At 57.7% G+C, this 26,077-nt stretch carries 20 protein-coding genes; 10 read left to right on the top strand and 10 right to left on the bottom strand.

Annotated features, from left to right (window positions below):
• Positions 1 to 130: 130 nt before the first annotated feature.
• Positions 131 to 2,128 carry a transketolase gene (gene tkt, locus HDF09_RS14060; RefSeq protein WP_183767394.1) on the bottom strand — a complete coding sequence of 666 codons (1,998 nt, stop codon included), beginning with the start codon at positions 2,126 to 2,128 and terminating at the stop codon, positions 131 to 133.
• A gap of 109 nt (positions 2,129 to 2,237) precedes the next feature.
• The gene (locus HDF09_RS14055; RefSeq protein WP_183767392.1) at positions 2,238 to 4,694 is read right to left on the bottom strand and encodes a glycoside hydrolase family 15 protein; all 2,457 of its coding nucleotides are present in this window, start codon (positions 4,692 to 4,694) and stop codon (positions 2,238 to 2,240) included.
• A 197-nt stretch (positions 4,695 to 4,891) separates the two neighbouring features.
• Between HDF09_RS14055 and HDF09_RS14050 the strand changes: the two genes are divergently transcribed.
• On the top strand, positions 4,892 to 5,509 hold the full coding sequence (locus HDF09_RS14050; protein ID WP_183767390.1) for a superoxide dismutase: 618 nt from the start codon (positions 4,892 to 4,894) through the stop codon (positions 5,507 to 5,509).
• 252 nt (positions 5,510 to 5,761) lie between these two features.
• Here the strand turns inward: HDF09_RS14050 and HDF09_RS14045 are convergent, their stop codons facing one another.
• Positions 5,762 to 6,829, bottom strand: coding sequence for a hypothetical protein (locus tag HDF09_RS14045; RefSeq protein ID WP_183767388.1), 1,068 nt, complete (start codon positions 6,827 to 6,829; stop codon positions 5,762 to 5,764).
• A 548-nt stretch (positions 6,830 to 7,377) separates the two neighbouring features.
• Here HDF09_RS14045 and HDF09_RS14040 point away from each other — a divergent pair.
• Both HDF09_RS14040 and HDF09_RS14035 read left to right on the top strand, forming a co-directional pair.
• Entirely contained in the window at positions 7,378 to 7,803 is a 426-nt protein-coding gene (locus HDF09_RS14040; RefSeq protein ID WP_183767386.1) for a MarR family winged helix-turn-helix transcriptional regulator, read from the top strand.
• A 56-nt stretch (positions 7,804 to 7,859) separates the two neighbouring features.
• A complete protein-coding gene (locus tag HDF09_RS14035; RefSeq protein ID WP_183767385.1) occupies positions 7,860 to 9,476 on the top strand; it encodes a chloride channel protein in 1,617 nt (538 codons plus the stop codon).
• Between the two features lie 423 nt (positions 9,477 to 9,899).
• Here the strand turns inward: HDF09_RS14035 and typA are convergent, their stop codons facing one another.
• Positions 9,900 to 11,732: a translational GTPase TypA gene (gene typA / locus HDF09_RS14030; protein WP_183767383.1), complete on the bottom strand. Its 1,833-nt coding sequence runs from the start codon at positions 11,730 to 11,732 to the stop codon at positions 9,900 to 9,902.
• Between the two features lie 283 nt (positions 11,733 to 12,015).
• Here typA and HDF09_RS14025 point away from each other — a divergent pair, with 283 nt between their 5' ends.
• From HDF09_RS14025 to HDF09_RS14010, 4 genes are read left to right on the top strand one after another with little or no spacing between them, the layout of a single operon-like run.
• The gene (locus HDF09_RS14025; protein ID WP_183767381.1) at positions 12,016 to 13,482 is read left to right on the top strand and encodes a circularly permuted type 2 ATP-grasp protein; all 1,467 of its coding nucleotides are present in this window, start codon (positions 12,016 to 12,018) and stop codon (positions 13,480 to 13,482) included.
• A 12-nt stretch (positions 13,483 to 13,494) separates the two neighbouring features.
• A complete protein-coding gene (locus HDF09_RS14020; protein WP_183767379.1) occupies positions 13,495 to 14,481 on the top strand; it encodes an alpha-E domain-containing protein in 987 nt (328 codons plus the stop codon).
• A complete protein-coding gene (locus tag HDF09_RS14015; protein WP_183767377.1) occupies positions 14,482 to 15,489 on the top strand; it encodes an acyltransferase family protein in 1,008 nt (335 codons plus the stop codon).
• A gap of 38 nt (positions 15,490 to 15,527) precedes the next feature.
• Positions 15,528 to 16,523 carry a transglutaminase family protein gene (locus tag HDF09_RS14010; protein WP_183767375.1) on the top strand — a complete coding sequence of 332 codons (996 nt, stop codon included), beginning with the start codon at positions 15,528 to 15,530 and terminating at the stop codon, positions 16,521 to 16,523.
• A 488-nt stretch (positions 16,524 to 17,011) separates the two neighbouring features.
• Here the strand turns inward: HDF09_RS14010 and HDF09_RS14005 are convergent, their stop codons facing one another.
• The 6 genes from HDF09_RS14005 to HDF09_RS13980 form a co-directional block, all read right to left on the bottom strand.
• Positions 17,012 to 17,779: an SDR family oxidoreductase gene (locus tag HDF09_RS14005; RefSeq protein ID WP_183767373.1), complete on the bottom strand. Its 768-nt coding sequence runs from the start codon at positions 17,777 to 17,779 to the stop codon at positions 17,012 to 17,014.
• A 19-nt stretch (positions 17,780 to 17,798) separates the two neighbouring features.
• Positions 17,799 to 19,151 carry an FAD-binding oxidoreductase gene (locus HDF09_RS14000; RefSeq protein ID WP_183767371.1) on the bottom strand — a complete coding sequence of 451 codons (1,353 nt, stop codon included), beginning with the start codon at positions 19,149 to 19,151 and terminating at the stop codon, positions 17,799 to 17,801.
• 88 nt (positions 19,152 to 19,239) lie between these two features.
• The gene (gene rplT / locus HDF09_RS13995; RefSeq protein WP_183767369.1) at positions 19,240 to 19,641 is read right to left on the bottom strand and encodes a 50S ribosomal protein L20; all 402 of its coding nucleotides are present in this window, start codon (positions 19,639 to 19,641) and stop codon (positions 19,240 to 19,242) included.
• 210 nt (positions 19,642 to 19,851) lie between these two features.
• Positions 19,852 to 20,049 (bottom strand): 50S ribosomal protein L35, encoded by a 198-nt coding sequence (rpmI, locus tag HDF09_RS13990; protein ID WP_158790949.1) that lies wholly within the window; start codon positions 20,047 to 20,049, stop codon positions 19,852 to 19,854.
• Between the two features lie 161 nt (positions 20,050 to 20,210).
• A complete protein-coding gene (locus HDF09_RS13985) occupies positions 20,211 to 20,738 on the bottom strand; it encodes a GNAT family N-acetyltransferase (RefSeq protein WP_183767367.1) in 528 nt (175 codons plus the stop codon).
• Between the two features lie 145 nt (positions 20,739 to 20,883).
• Positions 20,884 to 21,204 (bottom strand): hypothetical protein, encoded by a 321-nt coding sequence (locus tag HDF09_RS13980; protein WP_183767365.1) that lies wholly within the window; start codon positions 21,202 to 21,204, stop codon positions 20,884 to 20,886.
• 290 nt (positions 21,205 to 21,494) lie between these two features.
• Between HDF09_RS13980 and gyrB the strand changes: the two genes are divergently transcribed.
• The 3 genes from gyrB (at position 21,495) to HDF09_RS13965 (ending at position 25,935) form a co-directional block, all read left to right on the top strand.
• Positions 21,495 to 24,149: a DNA topoisomerase (ATP-hydrolyzing) subunit B gene (gene gyrB / locus HDF09_RS13975; protein ID WP_183767363.1), complete on the top strand. Its 2,655-nt coding sequence runs from the start codon at positions 21,495 to 21,497 to the stop codon at positions 24,147 to 24,149.
• Between the two features lie 61 nt (positions 24,150 to 24,210).
• Positions 24,211 to 24,582 (top strand): hypothetical protein, encoded by a 372-nt coding sequence (locus HDF09_RS13970; RefSeq protein WP_183767361.1) that lies wholly within the window; start codon positions 24,211 to 24,213, stop codon positions 24,580 to 24,582.
• A gap of 93 nt (positions 24,583 to 24,675) precedes the next feature.
• On the top strand, positions 24,676 to 25,935 hold the full coding sequence (locus HDF09_RS13965) for a TolC family protein (RefSeq protein ID WP_183767359.1): 1,260 nt from the start codon (positions 24,676 to 24,678) through the stop codon (positions 25,933 to 25,935).
• Positions 25,936 to 26,077: the final 142 nt, after the last annotated feature.

Here is a 26,077-nt window from a genome sequence, read left to right as displayed (position 1 = left end):
ACCGCATAGCGTTCTGAATAAGATGCTCGGGCAGTGCCACAAGGCGCAAATGAGTCGCAGTCAGGCTTGAGTAGACACGGAGTTTGTTGCCCGACAGTGAAAGGGCGGGGCAATCAGCCCCGCCCCTCCCTTACTTCTTTACCAGCTTCTTCGCATGATCAATCACGTTCGCGACGGTGAAGCCCAGCTTCTCCAGAGCGATCGGCCCAGGTGCCGAAGCACCGAACCGGTCCAGTCCAATCACAGCGCCGTTGTGGCCGATGTACTTGTACCAACCCAGCGTCGCACCCGCCTCGACCGCCAGCTTCGGCGTGCTCTCCGGCATCAGCTTCGCCTTGTATTCGTCGCTCTGCTCGTCATAGACATGGAAGCTCGGCATCGAAACAACAGTCGCATTGATGCCAATCCCCTTCAACTCCTCCGCAGCCTTGGTAACGAGACCAACCTCAGAGCCCGTCGCGATCAGGATGAGATCCCTGCCGTGCGAGACCACCTCGTACGCTCCAAACCGCGCACCAGCGCGAGCGATCGTCGCATCAATCGTCGGCAGATCCTGCCGCGACAGCGCCATAAAGCACGGACTCTTGCGCTCCAGCGCAAGCTGCCAGCACGCCGCCGTCTCATTCGCATCCGCCGGGCGGAAGTCGGTGAGGTGCGGGATAGCACGGAGGCTCATCAGCTGCTCGACCGGCTGGTGCGTCGGTCCATCTTCGCCCAGTCCAATCGAATCGTGCGTGAAAATAAACAGCGAGTGAAGGCCCATCAGGGCAGCCAGGCGCAGCGCGTTCCGGCAGTAGTCCGAGAACGTAAAGAACGTCGACCCAAACGGAATCAACCCGCCGTGCGCCGCCATGCCATTCACCATCGCGCACATGCCGAACTCACGCACGCCGAAGAACACATTCCGGCCCGCGGGGTCCACATGAAAACTCGGTGAATCTTTGAAGATCGTCTTGGTCGAAGCGGTCAGGTCCGCCGCGCCGCCAAACAGCTCAGGCACCACGTTCTCAATCGCCTGCATCACAGCCTGCCCAGCGTTTCGCGTTGCCATCGGCTTGTCGATCGGGAAGGTCGGAATCTTCTTCTCCCAACCATCGGCCAGCTTGGCTTTCACCGTCCGGTTGAACTGCGCCGCCGGCTCAGGATACGCCTTCGCGTACTCTTCAAACTCAGCCGTCCACGAAGCGTGCAGGTCCTTGCCCTTCAGCTTGATCGTGTCCCAGTTCTTGCGAGCCTCATCCGGAACATAGAAGAACTTATCCTCAGGCCAGCCCAGGTTCTTCTTCGTAGCCTTCGTTGCCTCCGGTCCCATCGCCTCGCCGTGCACCTTGTTCGTGCCGGCCTTTGGGCTGCCATAACCAATCACCGTGCGCACGCGAATCAGCGAGGGCTTCGACGTCTCCGCCTTCGCCGCAAGAATCGCCGCCTCAATCGCCACCAGATCGTTGCCATCGGCCACATACTGCACATGCCAGTGGTACGCCTCGAAGCGCTTGGTCACATCCTCGGTAAACGAGAGCTCCGTCGGACCATCGAGCGAGATCAGATTGTCGTCATAAAGCACAATCAGCTTGCCCAGAGCCAGCGTTCCCGCCAGCGAGCACGCCTCATGCGAGATGCCTTCCATCATGTCACCATCGCCGCAGAGCACATACGTGTGGTGATCGACGATGTTGTACGTATCGCGGTTGTAGACCGCAGCCTGGTGCCGCTCCGCCGTCGCCATACCCACAGCCATCGCCAGGCCCTGCCCCAGCGGACCCGTCGTCACCTCAACGCCTGGAGCCTCACCGTACTCCGGATGGCCGGGCGTATGCGAACCCCACTGCCGAAACTGCTCCAGCTGCGAGATCGGCAAATCGTATCCGGAGAGATGCAGCGCACCATACAGCAGCGCCGAAGCGTGCCCGTTCGAAAGCACGAACCGATCCCGGTCGATCCACTTCGGATCGGAAGGATCGTGCTTCATGATCTTGTGATAGAGCAGATAAGCGATCGGAGCACAGCCAAGCGGGGCTCCGGGATGCCCGGACTTCGCCTTCTCCACGGCATCGACGGCGAGAAAGCGGAGGGCGTTGATGGAGATCTGGTCAATTTCGTGCTGCTTCGAATCCTGCTGTTCGCTCATTCTGTTCCTTTGCTCTTTTGAGGAGATTCGTGCGCCGTTGCCGACGCTGAATCTGGAAGATTTGGTCAAACCATAACAGTGTACTAGTGGGACCCGATTCGCTGCATCCTTACACCTTGGTAGATGCCGGAACCGGATCGATGGAGACATCAATATTTCGCCCCAGCCACCGATCCGGCTGCCCCTCCACCGGCCACGCGAGGGTAAATGTAATCTTGCCTACCTGACCCGCGCCCGTCGGAATATCCACAAACGATCCCGAATACCCAACCGACCGCGAGTCGAGCGTAAGCGTCGTAGCCCAGTTGTCATAGGTGTAGACAATGCGAAAATGCTCCCGGTCAACAACGCGAAGCGTATGCCCCGAGTAGAGCGAGCAGATCGGCCGCCCCGGCTCAAAGATCTCAATGTGGTTCGTGAACGAGCGCTTCTCCTTCGCCACCGCATACCGGTCGGCCACCACCTGAATCCGGTCGAACACCCGCCCATCCGCCGCCGAACGCAGCAGCTTCAGATACTCCGCATGAGCCCACACCAAGGGCTGCGCCGACCCCGCCGACCGCCCCCGATACATCCCCCGCGAAGGAATGTCGTCATAGTCCCACACCTGCTCCGGAAGCATCCCGCCAACCGAACTAAACTGCTCAATCGCCTTGATGTACTTGCTGAAATCTTTCCCCGCGCAAAGCTCATAGTGGCCCCTCTCACCGGTCAAAATCGGCCACGCCCTGCCCTGCCCGGAGCCGTCATACGGCCCCCCATCTTTCTTCTGCCCGTAGCCATCATGGTTATATCGCCGCCACGAAACCCCAAACGGCGTCTCGATCTTCAGGCAGTGATCCACCACCTTCAACGAATCGACGATCAGCGGATCATCCGCCCGTCGAATCCCATACCGCACCAGCTCCAGGAACCCGCCATCGATCACCTCACGCGCCTCGAACTCATTCTTCTCTCCAGGCTCGCGGTTATTAATCCGAATCACCCCCGGCGGCAGCGAGTCATCGTGAAACGGCTCGCCCTTGGCCGGCGGACGAATCCGCATGTAGTGATACTTCACATCCGGATGCAGTACGCCCTCGGTCGTAGTCGTCCACTCATCCAAATGCGACTCAATCCAATCGGCATAAGTCTCCAGATAGTCCGCCAGCTCCGTCGACTGTCTCGCCCGCGCAATATCCGCCGCGCAGATCAACCCCGAGATCACCGCCGCCAGCGTCGACGGCGAATACCCCGCAGCCTCCTCCCACCGCTCCTGCTGCGTTATCGGCGCATACCGGACCAGAAACGCCGCGGCCCGCTCCACAAACGGAAACACATCAAAGTTCCCCAGCCCATTCTGCTTCCAAAGCCGCCACGCCAGAATGATCGGAAATGCCACCTCATCCAGCTGAATCCCCGTCCAGTAAGGCGTCCCGTCGATCCAGAAGTTCTGCGCAAAACTCCCATCCGGCTTCTGCGTACAAGCCAGATACACCAGCGCCCGCAGCGCCGTATCCGTCCTCCCACAAGCCAGCAGCGCACTCGCCGTCTGCACCATATCCCGCGTCCACACCAGGTGATACCCACCCAGATCCGAGTCCCCCTTCGACGCCCCCCAAGGCACCGAAGCCGAAGCAATAAACGCCCCCGAGTAAGTCTTGTCCTCATGCGTCAGCAGCACATTCTGGCTGATCCGCATCAGCCTCCCGCCGTCCGTCGACACAGCCGCAAAACCAGCTGGCGGGTTCACCCTCTGCCACTGATCCACAAACCGCTTCTGGTGGAGCTCATAAGGCGAAGCCAGCGTCTGCATCATCTGCGCAATCGCCGCATGATGCCCATCCCCAAACGAGATCGCCACCGTGAACTCGCGATTCCGCGCAATATCGATCTCACCCATGACCGCAATATTGCCATCCAGAGCCTGCCCAAACTGCCAGCTCATCCGCATATCCTGAATCAGATTCTGGTACCCATCGCTGGTCCCCGCGTAACCGCACGATGACCGCACAAACCCGCAGCTCACCCCAAACGCCAGCGAAGTCTCGCCCTTCCACGCCAACAGGCAGCGCTGTCCCGCCACATCAATCGACCGCGCCGAGTTCCCCGCCCCGCCCCCATTTAAATGCGGCGCCAGCAGCGCATAGCACTTCAGCCGCGACAGAACATCCTCATCCCCTTCGATCTTCACGTTCATCAGCACCACCGGATGATGCGGATCGCAGATGAACTCCTTGGTCACCGTATATCGCCCATCCAGATCGCTGGCCACCACACGAACCGCGGGAGCCGCCTCATCGATGTAGTGAAAGTCATACTCAAAACTGCGCTTCTCTTCATGCACAAACGTCTCGCCGTCGCTGAACAGCAGCTCCATATCGCGAGTCTGCGGACGGTCGATCGTCGGATAATAAATCTCGTTCAGCGTTCCATGCGAGACCGTAAACCACACCCGGCTCGACGCCGCATACGCAGTCGAAACGGCGTCTTTCTCACTCGAAGTCCAGCGCGGTTCCATCCCAGGAGCGCCAAAGGCAGCTCCATCATCATCAAGCCAGCGGTAAGAAGCAGTTAGATCGCTCATTGGTTCCTATTAGAGCGCAAAACTCCGAAGTCGGCGTCATCCATCCGTCAAAGAGCAATGAATCCACGGGTAGGCTATGATTCTGGAGGTTGTGCCGACTCGCCCAGTGCATCGCGCACCCCCCGGACAGCATCGAACTCACTCAGGCGGTCAGGATCCTCCTGACTGACAACACGAACGACGACAGGAGAACTACTGTGGCCTACGAACTACCACCTTTGCCCTACGACTACGCGGCGCTTGAGCCCTCCATCGACGAAGCCACGATGAAGCTCCACCACGACAAGCACCACCAGACCTACGTCACCAATCTAAACGGCGCGGTAGAGAAGCACCCCGAGATCGGCAAGAAGTCCCCCGAAGAGCTCCTCAAGGACCTGGCCAGCATCCCCGAGGACGTTCGCAAGGTCGTCCAGAACAACGGCGGCGGCCACGTCAACCACACCATGTTCTGGCAGATCATGAAGCCCAAGGGCGGCGGCGAACCCTCCGGCGAGATCGCCGCACAGATCAAAGCCGACTTCGGCTCCTTCGAGGACTTCAAGAAGCAGTTCAACGAGACCACCGCCAAGCAGTTCGGCTCCGGCTGGGGCTGGCTCGTCTTCGAGGGTGGCAAGCTCAAGATCGTCACCACCGCCAATCAGGACAACCCCATCTCGCAGGGACACTACCCCATCCTCGGCAACGATGTCTGGGAGCACGCCTACTACCTCAAATATCAGAACAAGCGCCCCGACTATCTCGCCGCCTGGTGGAACACCGTCAACTGGGACGAGATCAACAAGCGCTTCGCCACCGCAAAGAGCTACAAATAATCTAGCCGGACCAGCTCTTATTCTCCTTCCGACCAACGGGAGGACGGATGAAGCTGGTCCAGCCGAGACAAGGCATACGCGTCACGAAGTGACCGCCCGAATCGGGTCCCCGCGAACAGGTCTTCGTTCGTGGGGTGACTGAGCGCAGGAGGCCCGTCCGGCAGGACATCTTTCCAACCAAAAGAAAGCCGGTGCAACGAGTCTTCCCGTTGCACCGGCAACTTCGATCCTTAACAGCAATCGCGACGAACTCTACCCTTTCGGCCCAGGTCCAGGCTCAACTACGGCTGTAGGAGTAACAGTATCCGTACCACTCCACGAGCCCGTAGAGTTTGTACCTCCGCCCCCTGTAGCGCCGCCGATCACAAAGTTCTTCCACTTTTGATTCCTGTTATTGACACCCTCCGGAGTTGCAGCGTGATCCCCATTGCTCTCTCCGCATGCGCTTTGGTGACCCGCCTTGACCTCAAGAGCATTGGAATCGGTCGCGATGCTCGTATAAACCGCCGCGCCCCACTTCCACTCAATCGACATTCCTGGTGCGCCAGTCGTATTGAACGTTCCGCTCCAGGTGACGTTAATCCCCCCGGGTACGCCGTGGGATGGCACCGGAATCGCCACACCAGTCAGAAAGATCTCATCGTCTCCCTTCAGCGGAACCGTGGTAATCCAGGTGTTCGTCATCGTACTGAACGTCGTCGAACTGCAGGTCGCGGTCGGCGAGAACGTGATCTGTGCGTTCGGCGCCGCACTGGTAAAGAGCGAATTCGTCTCTACATCCAGAATCCTCGAGTTGGTAAAGGTGATGACGCCGCCGGTCTTCGGGATGTTCTTTACCGAGAAGTTCGCGTTGAACCACACATAGTCCCCCGACACAATCGGAGTTCCATTGAAGCTCACCGTGTCGATCCCCTTGCCCGAGTTGGGCGGCGGCGGCGGTGCACCGCACGACAGGCTCGTCGGAGAAAACAGGATCGGGACCGTATTATGCCCCACCAGGCTGGCCGTGCCGTAAAAATTGTAACTTCCAATCAGAGCCGGAAACGAACCCCAGACCGTGGCCTCGAAGGTCGTAGTGGAACTCGCAGTAAACGGAATAACCCCGGTAATGGCCGGGCCAGCATACGGCGAGGTCTCAATCGTATAACTGATCTCGTACTTTGTCCCCGGAGACAGCGCCGAAGCGTCTACCGAAAAGCTGTACGCATTGCAGGTAACCGTAGCGTTGGCCGTGTCTACGTGATTCGCTAAAACGGGAGTCGCACATAAAAAAATGAGACCCAAAGTTGTGCCGAATGCAGTTCGATATCTCTGAAACATAATCACGCCCTCTCTTGACTGGCTTCATGAACTTCGCTTCAGCGAGGCTGGCCTTGAGAGCCTCGTTCGAGGTACAGTGCGGCTTATTCTCAGGTCCTAAGTTTTTCCAATGCGACAGAAGACACGTCCAACTATGCAGTCACCCACTAGTAACTGCACTACAACTTTATGGTGATTACCCAGTAGTGAGCCTTCCTATTTCGTCCTGGCCTTCCTATCGCAATCCGGAGTGGCGCTAGCGGCGTTGATGAGAGCGAACCCATCTCTCCCGTGCCAAAACCACCACGGCGACGATCATTGCAACAAACGGCAGCAGGAAAAAAGCAAGCACGTAGATGTTCATCATCTGACACCTCTCAGATACATTGCGGACCCCGAAAGTAGAACCCAGCGTTATCCCTTCCCGTTTAAGCCCCCTCAGATTCAAGCCCCCAGAACGCGTCATCTCGACCGAAGTCGCGCACGCGACGCAGTGGAGAGACCCTCGTATTTCGACTTTGCCTCCACGACTTCCGCTGAGAACTATATCGTGTTACGATACTCCTAGAGTGAAGCCCGCGTCCAGAAAAACCGATCGCAACGAGATTCAGCTGCTGGCCAAATTTCGATCTGAGATTCGCCGGTTCCTGCAATTCAGCGAGCAGGCCGCCACCGCAGCCGGCCTCCAGCCGCAGCAACACCAGCTTATGTTGCAGATCGCCGGCGCTCCAGACGACACCCTCGTCACCATCTCCCACATCGCCGAGGTGATGGGCCTGCGACACCACACCGTAGTAGAGCTCAGCAAACGTTGCGAGCTGGCAGGTCTGGTACGGAGAACCCACGACCAAAACGATCGCCGGTACGTGGTGCTCGAGCTCACCGCGCAGGGTCATGATGCGCTCCGCCAGCTCTCCGAGGCTCATGCTCAACAGCTGCGCGAGCTGGCCCCCAGTCTCATCCAGGCACTCACGCGCATACGCAACTCAAAGTGATCGCCTCGACCCGAACACAACGCGTCGAAACACCACTCAGATAAGGAAACTCAAAGTTGAAGTCAGAACCATCCATTCTCAGAGATTTCACGGTTGATAAGCGAGTCTGGCTGCTCTCCGGCGTCTCCATCGGCATCGGCATGTGCGCCACCCTGCTCGCCGTTCTACTCCTGCGCGCTATCGCAATCTCGACAAACATCTTCTACTACCACCGCTTCAGCCTCGCCCCGGTCTCTCCAGCTGGAAGCCCCCTGGGACATTGGATGGTGGTGGTGCCAGTGATTGGCGGTCTGCTCGTCGGCCTGATGGCGCGCTTCGGTTCGGACAAGATTCGCGGACACGGCATCCCCGAGGCGATCGAAGCGATCCTCATTCATCGCGCCAGGGTTGATCCAAAGATCGCCCTTCTGAAACCCATCTCCGCAGCCATTGCAATCGGCTCAGGCGGCCCGTTCGGAGCCGAAGGCCCGATCATCATGACCGGCGGAGCCGTAGGATCGCTCATCGGACAATGGATGCACGTCACCGATGCAGAGAGAACCACACTCCTCGTCGCCGGTGCGGCAGCGGGTATGTCGGCAACCTTTGCCACGCCGGTCGCGGCCATTCTGCTCGCCGTCGAACTCCTGCTCTTCGAGTGGCGCCCGCGAAGTCTGGTCCCCGTAGCGATTGCCAGTGTCACAGCGGCACTCCTGCGAGTCTATTGGCTTGGCGCGGGGCCGCTCTTTCCTATGCCCGCCATCACGGGAACTCACGGTGCAACCTTTGCGATCGGCGCTCTCCTTCTGGGCGCTCTCCTCGGCCTCATCGCGGCCGGCATGAGCCGCATGATGTATGCCTTCGAGGATCTATTCGACCACCTGCACATCCACTGGATGTGGTGGCCGGCGATCGGCGGGATTGGAATCGGAGTCGGTGGCCTGTTCTTCCCGAGGGGCCTTGGAGTCGGGTACGACAACATCGCCGAACTGCTTCACGGGAGTCCTTCGATGGGGCTCATCGTAGGAATCCTGCTCGCAAAGTCGCTCATGTGGGCCTTCTCCCTCGGATCGGGAACCTCCGGCGGCGTTCTTGCGCCGCTGCTCATGATCGGCGGAGCCGTAGGCGCACTGGCCGGGCACCTGGCTCACGCCCCCGCCGAAACTCAAGCGTTCTGGGCCCTGATCGGCATGGGAGCCATGCTCGCAGGATCGCTCGGCGTGCCTCTCACCGCCATCCTGTTCAGCCTCGAGGTCACTCACTGTCTGCCCGCCCTGCTCCCGCTTGCGGTGGCCTGTATCGCCTCCTACCTCATCACCGCCCTCATCATGCCCCGATCCATTCTCACCGAAAAGCTCGGGCGGCGAGGCTACCATCTGACCCGCGAGTACGGCGTCGATCCGCTTGAACTCGTCCTCGTCCGCGAGGTCATGTCGTCCCGCGCAGAGGGTGTCTCCACCACACCGCTCCCCGCCAACTACTCCTACGCCGACTCGACCACCCGCGGAGCCGCAGAGCTGATGGCGACCGAAGGGCTGGAGACATTGCCGGTCGTAGACCGGACCAACGGTCAGGTATGCGGCGAGATCTCGCTCAAAGATCTCCTGCGAGGCAGAGAACGCTCTCTAGAACGCGAAAGCGAGCGCCTCCGCCTCTTCAACTACGCACCCCCGGAACAAGGCGGCCACAACTAACCGTCTCCTCCGCATGCACCCCGCCTTTGCTGTCATCCTGACCCTGAGCGAAGTCGAAGGGGAAGGATCCCGACGAACTCCGTCACGCCCAAACCGCACGTCCCTTTCCACCCACCCTCTTCACGCAGTTGCTGTTCTTTATTGCCCGCTGGCAAGATGCTGCTGCCTCCACCTCGAGCCATGAAAATAAAGTTCAAAACCGTGTCACTTTTTCAGGAGCCAAAAAAGTGGATGTTTAAACTCCACGTCCACCACGCAAAACACCACGTTCTCACCACCAAAAAACCACGACAAAACACCCGTTTTTCTCAAAAACCCCTGCAAAAACCACACCCCAGCCACGAATAACTTTTTTCTTCCTCCCACAAAAAACTACGGCCGAACCTCAAAGGGTCCGGCCGTCGAAAACCATCTTGCAGGTCGTTATTCGGTTCCGCCCTTGCGGGGACGACGGTTCGCCTGAAGCACCTTCTTCCTCAAACGCAACGACTTAGGCGTAACCTCAACCAGCTCATCATCCGCGATGAACTCAATACACTGCTCCAGAGTCAGCTGCTTGTAAGGAACCAGCCGCACCGCATCATCCGAGCCCGAAGCTCGCATATTCGAAAGCTTCTTCTCGCGAACACAGTTGACGTCGAGATCGTTGTCTCGTGAATGCTCGCCAACTACCATGCCTTCATACACTTCCACGCTATCGGAAACAAACAGAACGCCGCGGTCCTGCAGGCCCTCAAGCGCATAAGCAGTCGTAGTTCCCTGACGATCCGAGATCAAAGCACCCGACAAACGCTGCGGAATCTCCCCCTGATAAGCGACATACCCATCAAGAATCGAGTTCATGATGATCGTTCCACGCGTCTCGGTAAGCATCTCAGAACGCAGGCCGATAAGCCCACGCGAGGGAATACGAAACTCCATACGGACGCGGCCTGAACCGTGATTGATCATCTTGACCATCTCGCCTTTTCTCGGCCCAAGGCGCTCAATAACCGTGCCGACGAAGTTTTCCGGAACGTCAATCGAGAGATGCTCAACCGGCTCCATAAGCTGGTCGTCGATGCGTTTGGTCACGATCTCCGGACGGCTGGCCATCAGCTCGAATCCTTCGCGGCGCATCATCTCAATGAGAATGCCAAGCTGAAGTTCACCGCGGCCCAGCACCTTGAAGGAGTCCGGCGAACCGGTGTCCTGCATCTTGAGGGAGACGTTGGTGAGAAGCTCTTTGTCCAGGCGATCACGGAGGTTTCGCGAGGTGACAAACTTGCCTTCGCGGCCGGCAAACGGGGAGTTGTTGACGTTGAACTGGATAGCGATCGTCGGCTCATCGATGGTGATCTGAGGAAGCGGCTGAGGATTCTCGATGTCGCAGAAGCTCTCTCCGATAAAGATGCCGGGGATGCCGGCGATGGCCACGATGTCGCCTACCTGTGTCTCTTCAATGTCGGTGCGCTTGAGCCCGGAGAAGCTGAAGAGCTTGGTGATCTTGTGCTTGGTAAAGGTGCCGTCGATCTTGGCGACGTTGTACTCCTGGCCGGTGCGCATGGTGCCGTTGAAGACGCGGCCGATGGCGAGACGACCAAGGTAGTCGGAGTAGTCGAGGTTGGTGACCAGGATCTGCAGTGTGCCTTCGGGATCGCCTTTGGAGACAGGAATCGTCTGGACGATCTGCTCGAAGAGGGGCTGAAGGTCCGTGCCGGGAGTCGCGAGATCGTTCGTCGCGGTGCCGAGCTTTCCGTTGGTATAGAGCACTGGGAAGTCGAGGACGGACTCGTCTGCGTCGAGGTCGATGAAGAGGTCGTAGACTTCGTTCAGGACCTCCTGGGGGCGCGCGTCAGGGCGGTCGATCTTGTTGATGACGACCATGGGCGTAAGACCGGCTTCGAGGGCCTTCGAAAGAACGTAGCGGGTCTGCGGCAGGGGGCCTTCCGAGGCATCGACGAGGAGGACTACCCCGTCGACCATCTTGAGGGCGCGCTCTACTTCCCCGCCGAAGTCGGCGTGGCCCGGGGTGTCGACGATGTTGATCTTGTTGTCGTGATAGTAGAGGGCAGTGTTCTTCGCAAGAATCGTGATGCCGCGCTCTTTTTCAAGATCGTTAGAGTCCATGACGCGGTCGGTGACGGCTTCGTTGGAGCGAAAAGTCCCGGACTGGCGAAGCATGGCGTCGACGAGAGTGGTCTTGCCATGATCGACGTGGGCGATGATAGCGATGTTGAAGATTGGCTTAACGGCTACTGCGGTTGAGTTACTCACTGCGTTTGTGTCCTGTCTGGGCGCTTAGAAGTGGTGTTTTAGGGAAAGTGCGCGTCCTTACTAGTTTAGCCTAGTTCGGCACGCGTTGGTCTTCAAAATGCCGGAGACGGCAAGAAGATACGGTGAATGATGTCGCATAAGAGACTGATTCGACATTGGCTGGCCACAGAAGGATATAAATTCACCGATCCGTATGGTGGGGGGCTGCTCTTTGCAACAGCTTACAGGCTCGTGAGATTGGGTTTGGAAGCTCGAGAATGTGCCGCTATACTCAAGGCTCCTAATGCATCCAACTCAGTCATCTCAGTTCGAGCATGCGTCTCTGAAAAACTATCTGCTGGACCATGCCTATGACGAGATGTTCACGGGACTCGGCGATCTGCATCGACACTGCGAACCGTTGTTGGAGCATTTTTCGGCGCTGCCTTCGGAAGAGCTGCAACGGAGAAAACAGGCAGCCGACCTTAGTTTCCTGAACCAGGGCATTACGTTTACGGTGTACGGGCGCGAAGAGGGCACCGAGAAGATCTTTCCGTATGACCTGATTCCGCGGATTATCACTGCGAGCGAGTGGGCGACAGTGGAGCACGGGCTGACGCAGAGAATTACGGCACTAAATCTTTTTCTGAAGGACATCTATAACGAGGGGCGAATTCTCGATGACGGGATAGTCCCGCGCGAGGTGGTCTATAGCTGCAAACATTACCGCCGGCAGATGATGGGGTTGCAAGTTCCGCGGAATGTCTACATCGCTGTCTGCGGGACCGACCTGATTCGGTTGGAGAACGGCGAGTTTGTGGTGCTGGAGGATAATCTGCGCGTGCCTAGCGGAGTCAGCTACATGCTGACCAATCGCAGGGTGATGAAGCGGATCTTTCCGCAGTTGTTTCGAAGCTACAACGTGCGGCCGATTGAACAGTACACACAGCTGCTATTGGGAACCCTGCGGTCACTGGCGCCGGAGGGACGACCGGAGCCGAATATCGTGCTGCTGTCGCCGGGAGTGTTCAACTCTGCTTACTTTGAGCATGCGTATCTTGCACGGCAGATGGGGATCGAGCTGGTCGAAGGACGCGATCTGGTAACGCATGACAACGTCGTGTACATGCGGACTACGATCGGGCTGCGGCGGGTGGATGTGATTTACCGGCGGGTGGATGATGACTTCATCGATCCGCTGGCGTTTCGCGGAGATTCGATTCTTGGTGTGGCTGGTCTGTTCAATGCTTACCGCGCTGGAAACGTGACGCTGGCCAATGCATTTGGTACCGGCGTGGCCGATGACAAGGCGCTGTACGCGTACGTGCCGGAGATCATCAAGTATTACCTGAGCGAAGAGCCGGTGCTGAAGAATGTCGAAACGTATCTGTTGACCAGGCCTAAGGAACGGCAACATGTGCTACAGAATCTCGACAAGCTGGTGGTGAAGGCGGTGGGCGAGAGCGGCGGGTATGGGATGCTGATCGGGCCTCAGTCAACCAAAGCACAACAAGAGGAGTTTGCGCGGAAGATTGAGGCTGATCCGAGGAACTACATTGCGCAGCCGACGATCTCGTTTTCGCGCGCGCCTTGTTTGATCGGGGATGAGTTGCAGCCCCGGCATGTGGACCTGCGGCCTTATGTGTTGTACGGCGATAAAGTGACGATTGTGCCGGGTGGGTTGACGCGTGTGGCGCTGAATCAAGGATCGTTAGTGGTGAACTCGTCGCAGGGCGGCGGGAGCAAAGATACCTGGGTGCTGAGCCAGTGAAAGGAGTGACCAATGCTGTCACGCGTCGCGGATAGTTTGTACTGGATGAGCCGGTATCTCGAGCGCGCCGAGCATACGACGCGACTGCTGGACGTGAATCTGAACCTGATGCTCGATGAGAGCCCTATCAGCGCAGAGCGGCGATGGCAGCGGGTGCTGCAAGCACTGGGCAAGCCAAAGAACGTCGAGTGGACCGGCGAGCCGTATGCGCTGACGCAGGCGCTGACCTTTGATACGGAGAACAAGGCTTCGATCCTGTCCTGCATCATCGCGGCACGGGAGAACTCGCGTCATGTGAGGGAGCAGATATCTACCGAACAATGGCACCGCCTGAACAGCCTCTATCTGCAGGTAACGCGGCCGGAGATTCAGAGCCAGACGCAGTCGGAGGCGCTGGTGCAAGGGATGACGCAACCTAGCGAGTTTCTGCAATCGGTGATGGAGGCGGTACATCAGTTTCAGGGTGTCACAGATTCGACGATGAACCACGGCGAGGGCTGGCAGTTCATTCAGGTGGGGCGGTATATCGAACGGGCGTGCGCGACCGCGCTGTTGCTTCAGGCGTACCACGTCGATCTGTGGGGACATTCGGAGAGGATTGTTGATGGGAATGAATACCTGGACTGGATGGGACTACTGCGTTCGGCGACCGCGTTCGAGGCGTATTGCAAGGTGTATACCGCAGACCTGACACCGGATCAGATCTTCGAGTTTCTTCTGCTCGACGAGGAGTTTCCGCACTCGATTCGATTTTCGATCGACAGCCTGCAGTGCGCACTGGAAAAGATCCAGGGGGACAGCGGTAAGGCCCGTGCCGAAACTCTGCGTCGACTGAGCGGTCGACTGCAATCCTCCCTAAACTACAGTAGCGTCGACGAGATCCTGAACCAGGATGTGCTGGGGTACTTGGGCAACATTCAGGCACAGTGCCGAGCCATTCATGAAACCATCTACGAGCTATATGTGGACTATTCCATTCAGGCGGCCCTGGCAGGATAGATGATCGAACAGGCACTGGCAGGAGAGACACGGAGACCGATTACCAGCGGGAGACGGTCGAACCTTGTGGACCTTGTTAAGGGTCTTGCTATCATTCTGGTCGTCTATGGCCATACGGCACAAGGTGTTGTGCATCGGGGCTGGTGGTCCGGTCCGTGGGCTGATTTTTCTAAAGCTTTCATCTACAGCTTTCACATGCCTGCATTTTTCTTTGCCTCCGGACTGTTTGTGTTTGGCAGCATTCAGCGACGGGGACCGGCCAAGTTCACGCTCGAAAAGATGAAGACCATTCTGTATCCCTATTTGCTATTCGCGGGCATCTCAGCTGCACTTGGTCCCTTGATCCGACGATTCCAAATGTCCTATTCGCCATTTCATTGGAATGCATTTCTGATGAATGTCGCCGACGGGAGTGGGAGCTGGTTTCTATTCACCCTGTTTTGGTGTTTGCTTCTGGCACTCTTGACAGTGCGATTTCCTAACTGGCTGCGCTTTTTGCTCTCGGTTCTTGTAGGGATGGCGCCGATCTACGGAACGTTCCACACGGACCGCGTGTGGCAGGAGTTCTGTTTTGTGGCAGCAGGAATGTGGGTTGGGAATCACGTCTTTCGGCTGGAAGATATTCCGAAGTGGAAGGCTGCCGTTGGTTTTATGTTGCTTGCCGCTTTTCAGTTCGCGGCCATCTATTTTTATGGATTCGTGGATCGCTGGACCTATATTGGGCTTGGCCTGACCGGGACAGCCGGCCTTTTTCTGCTTGCCCGGTTGCTGGAGAACCACCGGATCGGCGAGGCACTTGTCTGGGTGGGACGGGCATCTCTTGCGATCTTCCTGCTCAGCGCGTTTGCGCAGGGAGCAACTCGTGTTGTTTTGTCTGACTTGTTGCATACGAATAACCTGTGGCTTCAATTGTTGTTGCCGACGGCGTTCGCGACAGTTCTACCTGCTATTGTTTGGTATCAGCAGGACAGATGGCGGCTGGGATGGCTCTTTCACTGGCCGCTCTAGCAGATGCAGCATCTTCGCAAGACCGGAAGGGACGGGCTATGTATTATTCGATTCGCCATCTGACGAAGTTCCTGTACAGCAACCAAGTTAGCGAAAGCATGATGGAGACGCGGATGCACCCGCGGAGCGATCAGAACCAGCGCTGCCTGACGTTTCATCTTTCGGTTAGCCCGCGATGCAGAGTCTTCAGCTATCGCGATCATCTGTCAAATCATGTTCACCACTTCGATATTCCAGGGATGCATGGGCAGTTGGTGATCGTTGCTGAGTCTCTGGTCGAGGTGCAACCGGGGGCGCAGGTTCCGGCGTTTCTGGCTCCGGACGCGTGGGCGGATCTGGATGCGATGGTGGAGAACGGTGACTACTGGGAGATGCTGTTGCCGAGCGAGTTTGCCGCACCGACGCCGGCGCTGGACGCTCTTGCGGCTGAGTTGGATGTGAGGCGCAGAGACGATCCGCTGATGGTGCTGCATCACCTGAATCAGCAGATCTATGAGCACTTCGATTACAAACCGAAGTCGACGCATGTCGATTCCCCGATCGATTTGGCATTGAGCACCAAAACCGGAGTATGCCAGGATTTTGCTCACATCATGATCACGCTGGTGCGGTCGAAGCTGCGAATCCCCTGTCGCTATGTGAGCGGGTACCTGTTTCATGGCGAGAGCGACATGGACCGGTCGGTGAGTTCTGCGACACATGCCTGGATTGAGGTTTTGATTCCACACCTGGGATGGGTGGGGTTCGATCCTACGAACTGGCTGGTGGCGGGGGACCGGCATATTCGTACGGCGATCGGAAGGGATTATTCCGATGTTCCGCCGACTCACGGGATCTTTCGGGGCCGGGCAGAGAGCGAGCTGACCGTGGCGGTGCGGGTGACTCCGAGTCTAGGGACTTCGTCTCTTGATCAGGAGCTGCCGGTGCCCGAGGATTGGTCGATTCTGGTGGAGAAGGCGACACAGCTTCCGGAGCAGCCACCGCCGCCGACTCGCCAGCAACAGATGGCGCAGCAGCAGCAGGAGAACGCCTAGAGGGGTACCCCCCCCCATATTACCGGCGCGTAAGCCGCTTTTTATCATTAACTTACGCGAGGTATTGGGCGCCGAATTATTGATGGCAAATGGGTTGCTTGCAGATTCCTCCAAACAAAGGGGTTATGGGATTAAAAGCAGGGAGCCCCGGTATTTGCCGGGGCTCCTCTTTCTTCCTGTCTCTATTATAGCGATTTGGACGTAACTAATACGCCACGCGAATTCGCCGGATTGGCGCGGGGTTTGGTGAGTCTGGGGCTTGACAGTTTTTGGTAAGAAGCGTGTGTCCTGCCGGACGGGCCCACTGCGCGTGGGGCGGTCACTTCGTGACTTGTATACCCCTTCGGTTGGCGCTCCCGTTGGTCGCGAGGGGAGATGATGCCGACCAACGGGAGGCCCCCATGTAGATGATCCTGCCATGACCGGTATACGCGTCACGAAGTGACCGCCCCACGCGCAGTGGGCCCATCCGGCAGGACAGAATCTCCTCAGAGGTTGAGTTTCTTGAAGATGCGCTCAGGAATGTTGCGGATGATGAACATGATGGGCTGCCACTGGAATGGGACGTAGAGGATGTCCCTGCGCTTGTCGATGGCGCTGACGATCGATTCGGCGACCGAGTCGACATCGGCGAACTTCTCGCTCTTGGGCATGCCGGCGGTCATTGCGGTTTTGGTGGGGCCAGGTTTGATGGTGAGGACGGTAACCCCCTCGCGGTCGATACGGTTTCTGAGGCCGTCGAGAAATGCGGAGAGGCCGGCCTTTGAGGAGCCATAGACGTAGTTGGACTTGCGGCCTCGGTCGCCCGCTACCGAGGAGAGCACGGCGAGGGTGCCTGCGTGGCGCTGGACGCAGAAGTTCGCGAGCCAGGTGAGGAGCGAGACTGGTGCCATGAAGTTGGTGTGGAGGATCTGCGCGGCGGTGTTGAAGTCGCGCTCAGCTTCGGTCTGGTCGCCGAGGACGCCGTGAGCGAGGTAGGCGATGTCCATGCCGGTGAGGGAGTTGACAGCATGGGCCAGGAGCGAGGGGTGCTGGTCGGTGTCGTCGAGGTCGGCGACGGCAGTGTCGACGTAGCTGGCGCCGCGGGTCTTGAGGTCGGCGGCGACGGCGGCGAGTTTTTCGGCGTTGCGGGCGACCAGAAAGAGGCTTGCTCCTTGCGACGCCCAGATGCGACATGTTGCTTCGGCGATGCCAGAGGTTGCGCCAAGGACGAGGATCTTGCGAGGAGTAGAGGTCGATTGCGGGGTGGTGCTCATAGGCTTGCGGTGTCCGGTCTTAGGAATTTTGGGTGACGCGCTCCCAGAAGCTGGAGGTAATCATGGGGTCGCGGTATCGTGCGAACTGCTCCCATTGTGGGTAGAAGGACTGGAATTGATGGGCGGTCATGGCGGCGTCTTTGGCTGGATAGAGGCGACCGCCGAACTCGAGGGTCATGTCGGCGAGTCGCTGAAAGAGTGGGAAGCTCTTATCGGGTTTGATGGGAAAGTCGAGGGCGAGAGTGATGCCGGGTTTTGGGAAGCTCATCATGCCGGGGGATGGAACGTCGCCGAAGGCTTTGAGCACGGCGAGGAAGCTGGCGAGGCCGGACTTTGCGACTTCGCGGAGGATGGCGACGGTTCCCTCTTTGGCGTGCTCCCAGGGGATGACGTACTGAAACTGAAGGAGGCCGCGTTTGCCGTACATACGGTTCCAGCGGAGAACCTTGTCGAGCGGGTAGAAGAAGGGCTCGTAGTCCTGCAAGGCGACGGCTCGCTTGTGGATCTGCTTGTGGAAGAACGCGGTGTTGAAGAGGCTGACGGTGAGTGCGTTGAGGGCGAATCCGGGAGCTTCGAAGGGAAAGATCAGCTTCGGTTTGGGTGAGGGTCTGAGATCGTCTTTTTTGGCCGAGTGATCGCCCTGCATGAAGACGCCACGGGCGAAGTTGCGTCCTTTGGAGGTGACGTCGACCCAACTGACGGTGTACTCGATGTCCTTCGCCTGATTGGTGAGATCGAGAAACTCGTCTATGCCGTGGAACTGGATGCCCTCGTAGTCGATCTTGCGGGAGACGATGGGCTTGAGGCGGAGGGTAGCCCAGGTGATGACGCCAGTGAGGCCGAGGCCGCCGATGGTTGCGGCGTAGAACTCGGGGTTCTCGGTTGGCGAGCAGAGTAGATGGGAGCCGTCGGAGCGGACGAGTTCGAACCGGGTAACGTGGCGGCCAAAGGTTCCGGCGGTGTGGTGATTCTTGCCGTGGATGTCGTTCGCAATTGCTCCACCGAGGGTTACATACTTTGTGCCTGGCGTGACGGGGAGGAAGAAGCCTCGGGGAACGGCGAAGTCGAGGACCTGCGCGAGCGTGACGCCGGCTTCGGCAGTGAGGAGGCCGGTCTCGGGGTCGAAGTCGATGAGGCGATTCATTGCGGTAGTGACGAGGAGGTTGCCGTCCTTGAGGAGGCAGACGTCGCCGTAGCTGCGGCCCATGCCGACGGGGAGTGCGCCGTTGTGGAGGTTGGCGGTGAGTGCGGGAAAGTCGCTCTGCCAGTGGAGCGGGAGGAGCTTTGCGCCGTAGGTAGGGTAGCGGCCCCAGGATTCGAAGGGAGATTGCACTTGGGAGGTCGCTTCCTCTGTTGCGGTTGGATCTGGCATAGGGACAGGATACTGGTTCATAGCGATGGCGTGATTAAAAAGGAAGAGGCACAGCGTGTGCCGTGCCTCTTCTGAAACTGCTGTGCCGTTAGGCGGCAGCGGTGGTGCGATTTGCGGCGTGCTTGTCTGCTGCAATCTTCAGGGCTGACTTTGCCTGCACGGTAAGAGCGGCAAAACCAGCTGCGTCGTTGGCGGCGATGTCAGCGAGAACCTTGCGGTCGAGCTGATTGCCGGCGAGCTTGAGGCCGTTGATGAAGGTCGAGTAGCTCATGCCATTGATGCGGCAGGCTGCGTTGATGCGGACGATCCAGAGGGCGCGGAACTGGCGCTTCTTCTGTTTACGGCCGGTGTAGGCGAACTTGAGTCCGCGCTCGACGGCTTCCTGAGCGGCCTGGTAGAGCTTGGATTTGGTGAGGAAGTAACCACTCGCGCGCTTGAGGATCTTTTTGCGGCGATCGTTGCGTTTTGTACTCCGTTTTACACGGGGCATCTTGCTTCTCCTTTTGCGTACTTCGTTTAAGCGGCTGGAGGTAAGGTGGTGGCCTCTTCACTCGCTATGCAACTTCAAGTCTCGGTGGAATCGCTAACGCGGTTCCAGGGGCCGGAACGCTTTGCTGACCCTTTGCTTTTGAGCGGCTCGACTTGAAAAACTCATGCTTCCCTTATTCCTAAAAACGAAAGACCTTCTTTGGTCTTTCTATCAGGCGTAAGGAAGCATCCGGGCAACCTTGTGATGATCCGCATCGGAGATAAGCGCCGACCCGCCGAGCTTGCGCTTGGTCTTGGTGGCCTTCGAGGTGAGGATGTGGCGCATCTTGGACTGGCCGCGCTTGAACTTGCCGGTGCCGGTCTTATGAAAGCGCTTGGCTGCGCCGCTGTGTGTCTTCAACTTTGGCATGGTGTTCCTGACGAAAACTGTGTTCTGGACAACTTTCTAAGTATATACGAGGGTTGCCGGTTGCGGACCGATCTTATTTAGACAGCATGGGAGCACCCGAAACTGTCATCGCAAATCCTTGTAAATAAGCGGCTTGAAGGTTAGGGCCCTTCGGGGAGATGCTAGACGAGGGTTTTCTCGAGTATCTCAAAGTACAGGTCGTCACGAAGCGGCATTCCGAAGCGTTGGTCGCCGTAGGGGAATGGCTCTGTCTTGCCCGTGCGGCGATATCCGCGACGCTCATACCACTCGACGAGAGTATGACGAAGCCAGATCACGGTAATCCTGACTCGTTGCGCACCACGGGCTTTCGCGTAATCCTCGGCATAAGACAAGAGCGTCCGGCCAAGTCCATCGGCCTGGCGCTGCGGGTCGATCGCAAGCATCGAGAGATACCACACCACCGGTTCGTCAGTGGGCTCAAGCGATACACACCCCGCGAGAGGGGCTTTGTCGTGGTCCCGCATCAAAAGAACGGTGGCTTTACCGTTTGCGAATGTCTCGGCAAGGATGGTCGAGTCGATTCTCTGCCCGCCTATCACCTTCGCTTCGCTTGCCCATCCGGCTTCAGCGCTTTTGCCTCGGTAGGCATTGTTAACAAAGGTGACGAGTTCGTCGACGTCAACAGAGGTAGTAGGAACAAAGATCATCTTCAATAAGTATGCCTTCACCATCTCTGGCTGGAAAGGATGGCTCTGGCTGAAAAATCTCCTGAACTATAAAAATGACCCTCCGAAGAGGGTCATCGTTGGGCTCTCGCGAGCGTTTGTCAGGTGGTCAGGATTGCGTGTTCCTTTATCCCTTTGGACCAACAGAGGAACCACCACCAGAGCTGGAGCCGCCGCCAGTGCTGCTGCCGCCACCGCCGGTGCTGCTGCCACCACCGCCAGTGCTGCTGCCACCGTGGCCGGGACAGTTACCGCCGTTGCCGCCGTTGCCACCGCCGTCGTGGTCATGGTCGTGGTCATGGTCATGGTCATGGTCGTGATGGCACCAGCCGAACCAGGACCACGAGCTGCCGCTATCGTGATCATGGTCACAGGCGAAGGCTGAGCTGGAGGTTGTAAGCAGTGAGAATCCAACGATCGAGACTGCGATCAAACGGTTCAATTTCATTGGTTCACCTCGGGGAGTTACGAGCCGAAGCATAACAAGCCACTTGGGTTAGGGGAGTACAACTTTCGGAGCACCGGCCACGGTTACCAATGGGCCAGCAATTGCTTCAGGGCAGCCTCTAACTAGGTGCCCAACCGGCTCCAAACCTCCTTCAGCGTGCTATACTTAAGACACTGAGAGTCAGGCTAGAACGTGTGTAAAGCGCTGTAACGGCGCGGGTTTTCGCGGATTGCGCGGACACGGGACGGGCTGAAAATCCTGCAACTTCAGCAACCGCTGAACGGAGATACATGGCATCGACTGCAATTCCCTCTGAATTCCCTGAAGACCAAAATAATCCTCTTTCTGTGCCTCTAGGAAAGCCCGGTTCTAAGAAAGAAGGCGGCGGCTATTCGGCTGAAAATATCACCGTCCTTGAAGGCCTGGCTGCGGTCCGGCTCAGACCGGCCATGTATATCGGCTCGACCGGTGAGCAGGGGCTGCATCATCTGGTGTATGAGGTGGTCGATAACTCGGTTGACGAGGCGCTGGGTGGGCACGCGACGAAGATTGATGTGACGATCCATGTCGATAATTCGATTACCGTGGTCGACGACGGGCGCGGGATTCCGGTTGACGACAAGGTAATCAACGGAGAGAAGATGCCGGCGGTGCAGGTGGTGTTGACCATGCTGCATGCGGGCGGTAAGTTCGACGCTTCGAACTACAAGGTCTCGGGTGGTCTGCACGGTGTGGGTGTGAGCTGCGTGAACGCGCTGAGCGAAGAGTTCGATGTCGAGATCTGGCGTGATGGTCATGCATGGGAGCAGGACTACTCGAAGGGTGCGCCGATCAGTAAGCTGCGCAAGATGGGGTCTTCGACTCGCAAGGGCACAAAGGTCCACTTCCTTCCAGACAAGTCGATCTTTACGGTGACCGAGTTCAACTACGACACGCTGGCGCAACGGCTCCGGGAGCTCGCCTTTTTGAATAAAGGGCTGGAGATCCATCTGACCGACCAGCGCACGACGGATTCGAAGACCGGTGAGTACAAGCACCAGGAGTTCAAGTACATTGGAGGGATTGCCGAGTTCATCAAGCATCTGAACAAGGGCAAGGCAGTCCTGCACGATAAGCCGATCTACATGGAGGCCGAGCGGGATAACGTGGCCATGGAGATTGCGCTGCAGTACAACGACGCCTACTCCGAGACGGTGTTTACGTTTGCGAACAACATCAACACGGTCGACGGTGGAACGCATCTTTCGGGGTTCAAGACGGCACTGACCAGGACGATCAATGCGGCGGGGCAGTCGCTGGGTCTGTTCAAGGATGTGAAGGAAAACCTTAGCGGCGACGACGTGCGCGAGGGTCTTGTGGTTGTGATCAGTGTAAAGCTATCGCAGCCGCAGTTTGAAGGGCAGACCAAGGGCAAGCTGAACTCGGATATCGCCGGAACGGTGCAAGCCTTCGTGAACGAGAGGTTGGGTGCGTTTCTGGAGCAGAATCCCTCGGTTGCGAAGAAGATCATCAACAAGGCGATTGATGCAGCACGAGCGCGTGAGGCTGCGCGTAAGGCTCGCGACCTGACTCGCCGCAAAGGTGCGCTCGACGGCGGCGGGTTGCCGGGCAAGCTGGCGGATTGCTCGGAGCGGCAACCGGATCGGTGTGAGCTTTATCTCGTTGAGGGTGAGAGCGCCGGTGGAACGGCCAAGCAAGGTCGCGACCGGAAGTTCCAGGCGATTTTGCCGTTGAAGGGTAAGATTCTCAACGTTGAGAAGGCTCGTTACGACAAGATGCTGGGGCACGAAGAGATTCGCGCCATGATTACGGCGCTTGGCTGCGGCATTGGTAAAGACGACTTCGACGCCAGCAAGTTGCGGTATGGCAAGTTGATCTTGATGACCGACGCCGACGTAGACGGATCGCACATTCGCACGCTGTTGTTAACGTTCTTCTTCCGTCATATGACGGAGCTGATCAAGCGTGGACATGTCTATATTGCACAGCCACCGCTCTATCGTATTAAGAAGGGTAAGTTCGAGCAGTACATCAAGGACGATCGCGAGTATGTAAGCGTGATGGTGAAGCGTGCCTCCGACGGCATGGTCATTCGTTACGGCAAAGACGGCGGCCGCCTTGAAGGTGCGGCGCTTACCAAATACATGGGACAGTTGAACGACTATCTTAGTTACTTCGATAAAGTACAGAAACGCTTACGGAATGACGATGTGACGCAGGCGTTCGCTGAGTTGTTTGCTCATGAAGGTAAGGATTCTGTGCGACGCGTGGACTTCGAGACACCCGCCAAGGTGGAAGCCATGCGCGAGCGGCTGGTAGGAATGCAGAAGACCTACCAGTTCAAGAATGTTGGCGATGTCGTGATGGACGAGGAGCACAGGAGCTACTCGGTGAGCTATACCGACGCGCAGGGTGCGGTAAGAACGATTGACTGGGCACTGGCTTCAGCTCCGGAGAGCCGGCAGATGCTGGCTAAGCACGCACAGATCAAAGAGCAGCTGGTAGCGCCGTTCTTTATCGAGTATGCAGCGAAGACCAAAGCTGAGACAGCTGCAGAAGAAGCCGAGGAGATTGCTTCTGAAGAAGGCGTTGCGGAGACCGCCTCTGCTCCAGGAACGGTGGCAGAGGTAAAGCCGGCTAAGAGAGCGAGCAAAGCATCGCAGGATCCAGTGGAGAAGAAGACTGCACGCGATGTGTTCGAGTATGTCATCGAACAAGGCAAGAAGGAATATCAGGTTCAACGGTACAAGGGACTGGGTGAGATGACAGCACCCCAACTATGGGAGACGACGATGGATCCTGAGCGACGCACGCTGTTGCAGGTGAAGCTCGAAGACATTGCGGCCTGCGAAGAGATCTTTACGACTCTTATGGGTGAGGATGTAGAGAGCCGACGCAAGTTCATCGAAGAAAATGCACTGGACGTGAAGAACCTGGATATTTAGCTAGAGTGTATAAACCTGCATCCGGCTATTGGCAACTTCGTCTATTCTATTTTAATAAGACATGAAGTCGGCACGCCAACTCGGTATTGTTCTTCTATTGCTGGTGTCCTATCTGACTCCGGCAATGGCCTGCATGGTTTCCGATGTGCAGATGAATGCCGAGGAACGTGCCTGCTGCCGGACGATGCAGAACCACTGTGAACCGATGGGGATGCAAGCCTCACATGGCTGCTGCCAGAAGGCTCCTCGAAGTTCTCATGACGATGCGCTGGATACGAAGGCGGTAAGCTATCATCCGATTGCGGTTGCCATAATCTGGCTGACGGCAACGGAGTGGCTCCATCCGACTTCTTTCGCCGTGGGCTGGGCTGAACAGGCAGACTATTCGCCTCCACAGTCCCCACCGAGTTCTATCTCCGTTCTCAGAATCTAGTCCGCTCCTTTCTCGCTCTGTGTTTGCCGAGCAGGCGCATTGGTGTCTGCGCGTGCCGGTAATGCTCTGAACCGCATCGAGATTGGAGTCAGTATGAACGTGGTCTTTTGGACCGCCGCTCTCATGCTTGCCAGCGCATTCTCTGCCTTCGGGCAGGAGACGGCTGCAAGTGCGCCCACACCGTTGTCTCAGCTCCTGGCTGAGGTACAAGCAAATAACCCACAAATCTCCGTCGCCGAGCATGAGGCGCGGGCCGCAAGACAGGTGGCTCCGCAAGTAACTACCCTGCCGGATCCAAAGTTTACCTATCAGCAGTTGAGTGTTGGCAGCCCGAAGCCGTTTGCCGGATACCCCAACAGCGACTTCGCTTACCTCGGCGTCGGTGCTTCGCAAGAACTGCCCTATGCTGGAAAACTGCGACTACGTGGACAGGTGGCAGACCGCGATGCCGATACCAAGCAGGCGGAAGTCAAAGTGATCGGCGCCGGCATCGCCGACGCGGTGAAGGCCGACTATCTCCAGCTTGCCTACCTGCAAGATACGCTCGGAATCTTCCGTCAAAATGAAGTCGTTCTCGACCAGCTCATTCAGGATGCGACGGCCCACTATCAGGTTGGCCAAGGGATGCAGCAGGACGTGCTCGAAGCACAGATAAAACGCACAAAGATCGTGCATGAGATCACCATGCACCATCAGCAGATGGGAGAGCTACAAGCTCATCTCAAGGGATTGCTCAACCGCGACCAGGAATCGCTCGACATCGTCACCGAAGACTTGACGGAAACACCGATGAAGGTAGCCTCCGATGAGCTTCTGGTTCTGGTGAAAAAAAACAATCCTCAGATTCAGGTCGATGCGAAGGTCATTCAAAAGCAAGATGCGCAGGTCGCATCCGCAAAACGCGAGGGCAAGCCCGATTTTGAACTCGGCTATATGTATCAGAACACCGACCGCAAGTATCGGGACTACTACATGCTCACCTTCGACGTTCGCTTTCCGCGCAAGAAGCGGGTCGACGCGGAGATCGCGGGGGCGCAGGAAAAGCTTATCGCATCGAGGCAGACACTCGACGCCCATCTCGCGCAGCAGCTCGCCCAGGTTCAGCAGCTCTATGTCGAGGCATCGAGCGATGAGGAGCAACTGAAGGAGTACCGCGAGGGACTGGCCCCTCAGTCCGACGCAGCGTACCGGGCCACACTGAGCGCCTATGCCTCGAACAAAGAGCAGTTCACGCATGTGCTCTCATACTTCACCGATCTCCTCAACCTGAAGTTCGAATACGCGCGGACACTTCTCGATCACGAGACTGCGCTGGCCCATCTCGAATCCCTGACAGGAGCGACACTGCGATGAACAAGTATGTCTTGAGAACCTCTCTCGTCTGGATGGCAGTTCTGGCTGTTCTTGTGGGGATTTGGGCCTACCGCGCTCCCTGGAAGGAGCCTCACGTGATGAACATGCCGATGTCCAGCGACGTACAGCCGGTAGCTGCGGG

Origin of the sequence: Edaphobacter lichenicola (assembly GCF_014201315.1) — a bacterium.
Classification (GTDB): Bacteria; Acidobacteriota; Terriglobia; order Terriglobales; family Acidobacteriaceae; genus Edaphobacter; species Edaphobacter lichenicola_B.
Note: the sequence above shows the minus strand (reverse complement) of the source record. Positions and strands in the feature narration are given on the sequence as shown.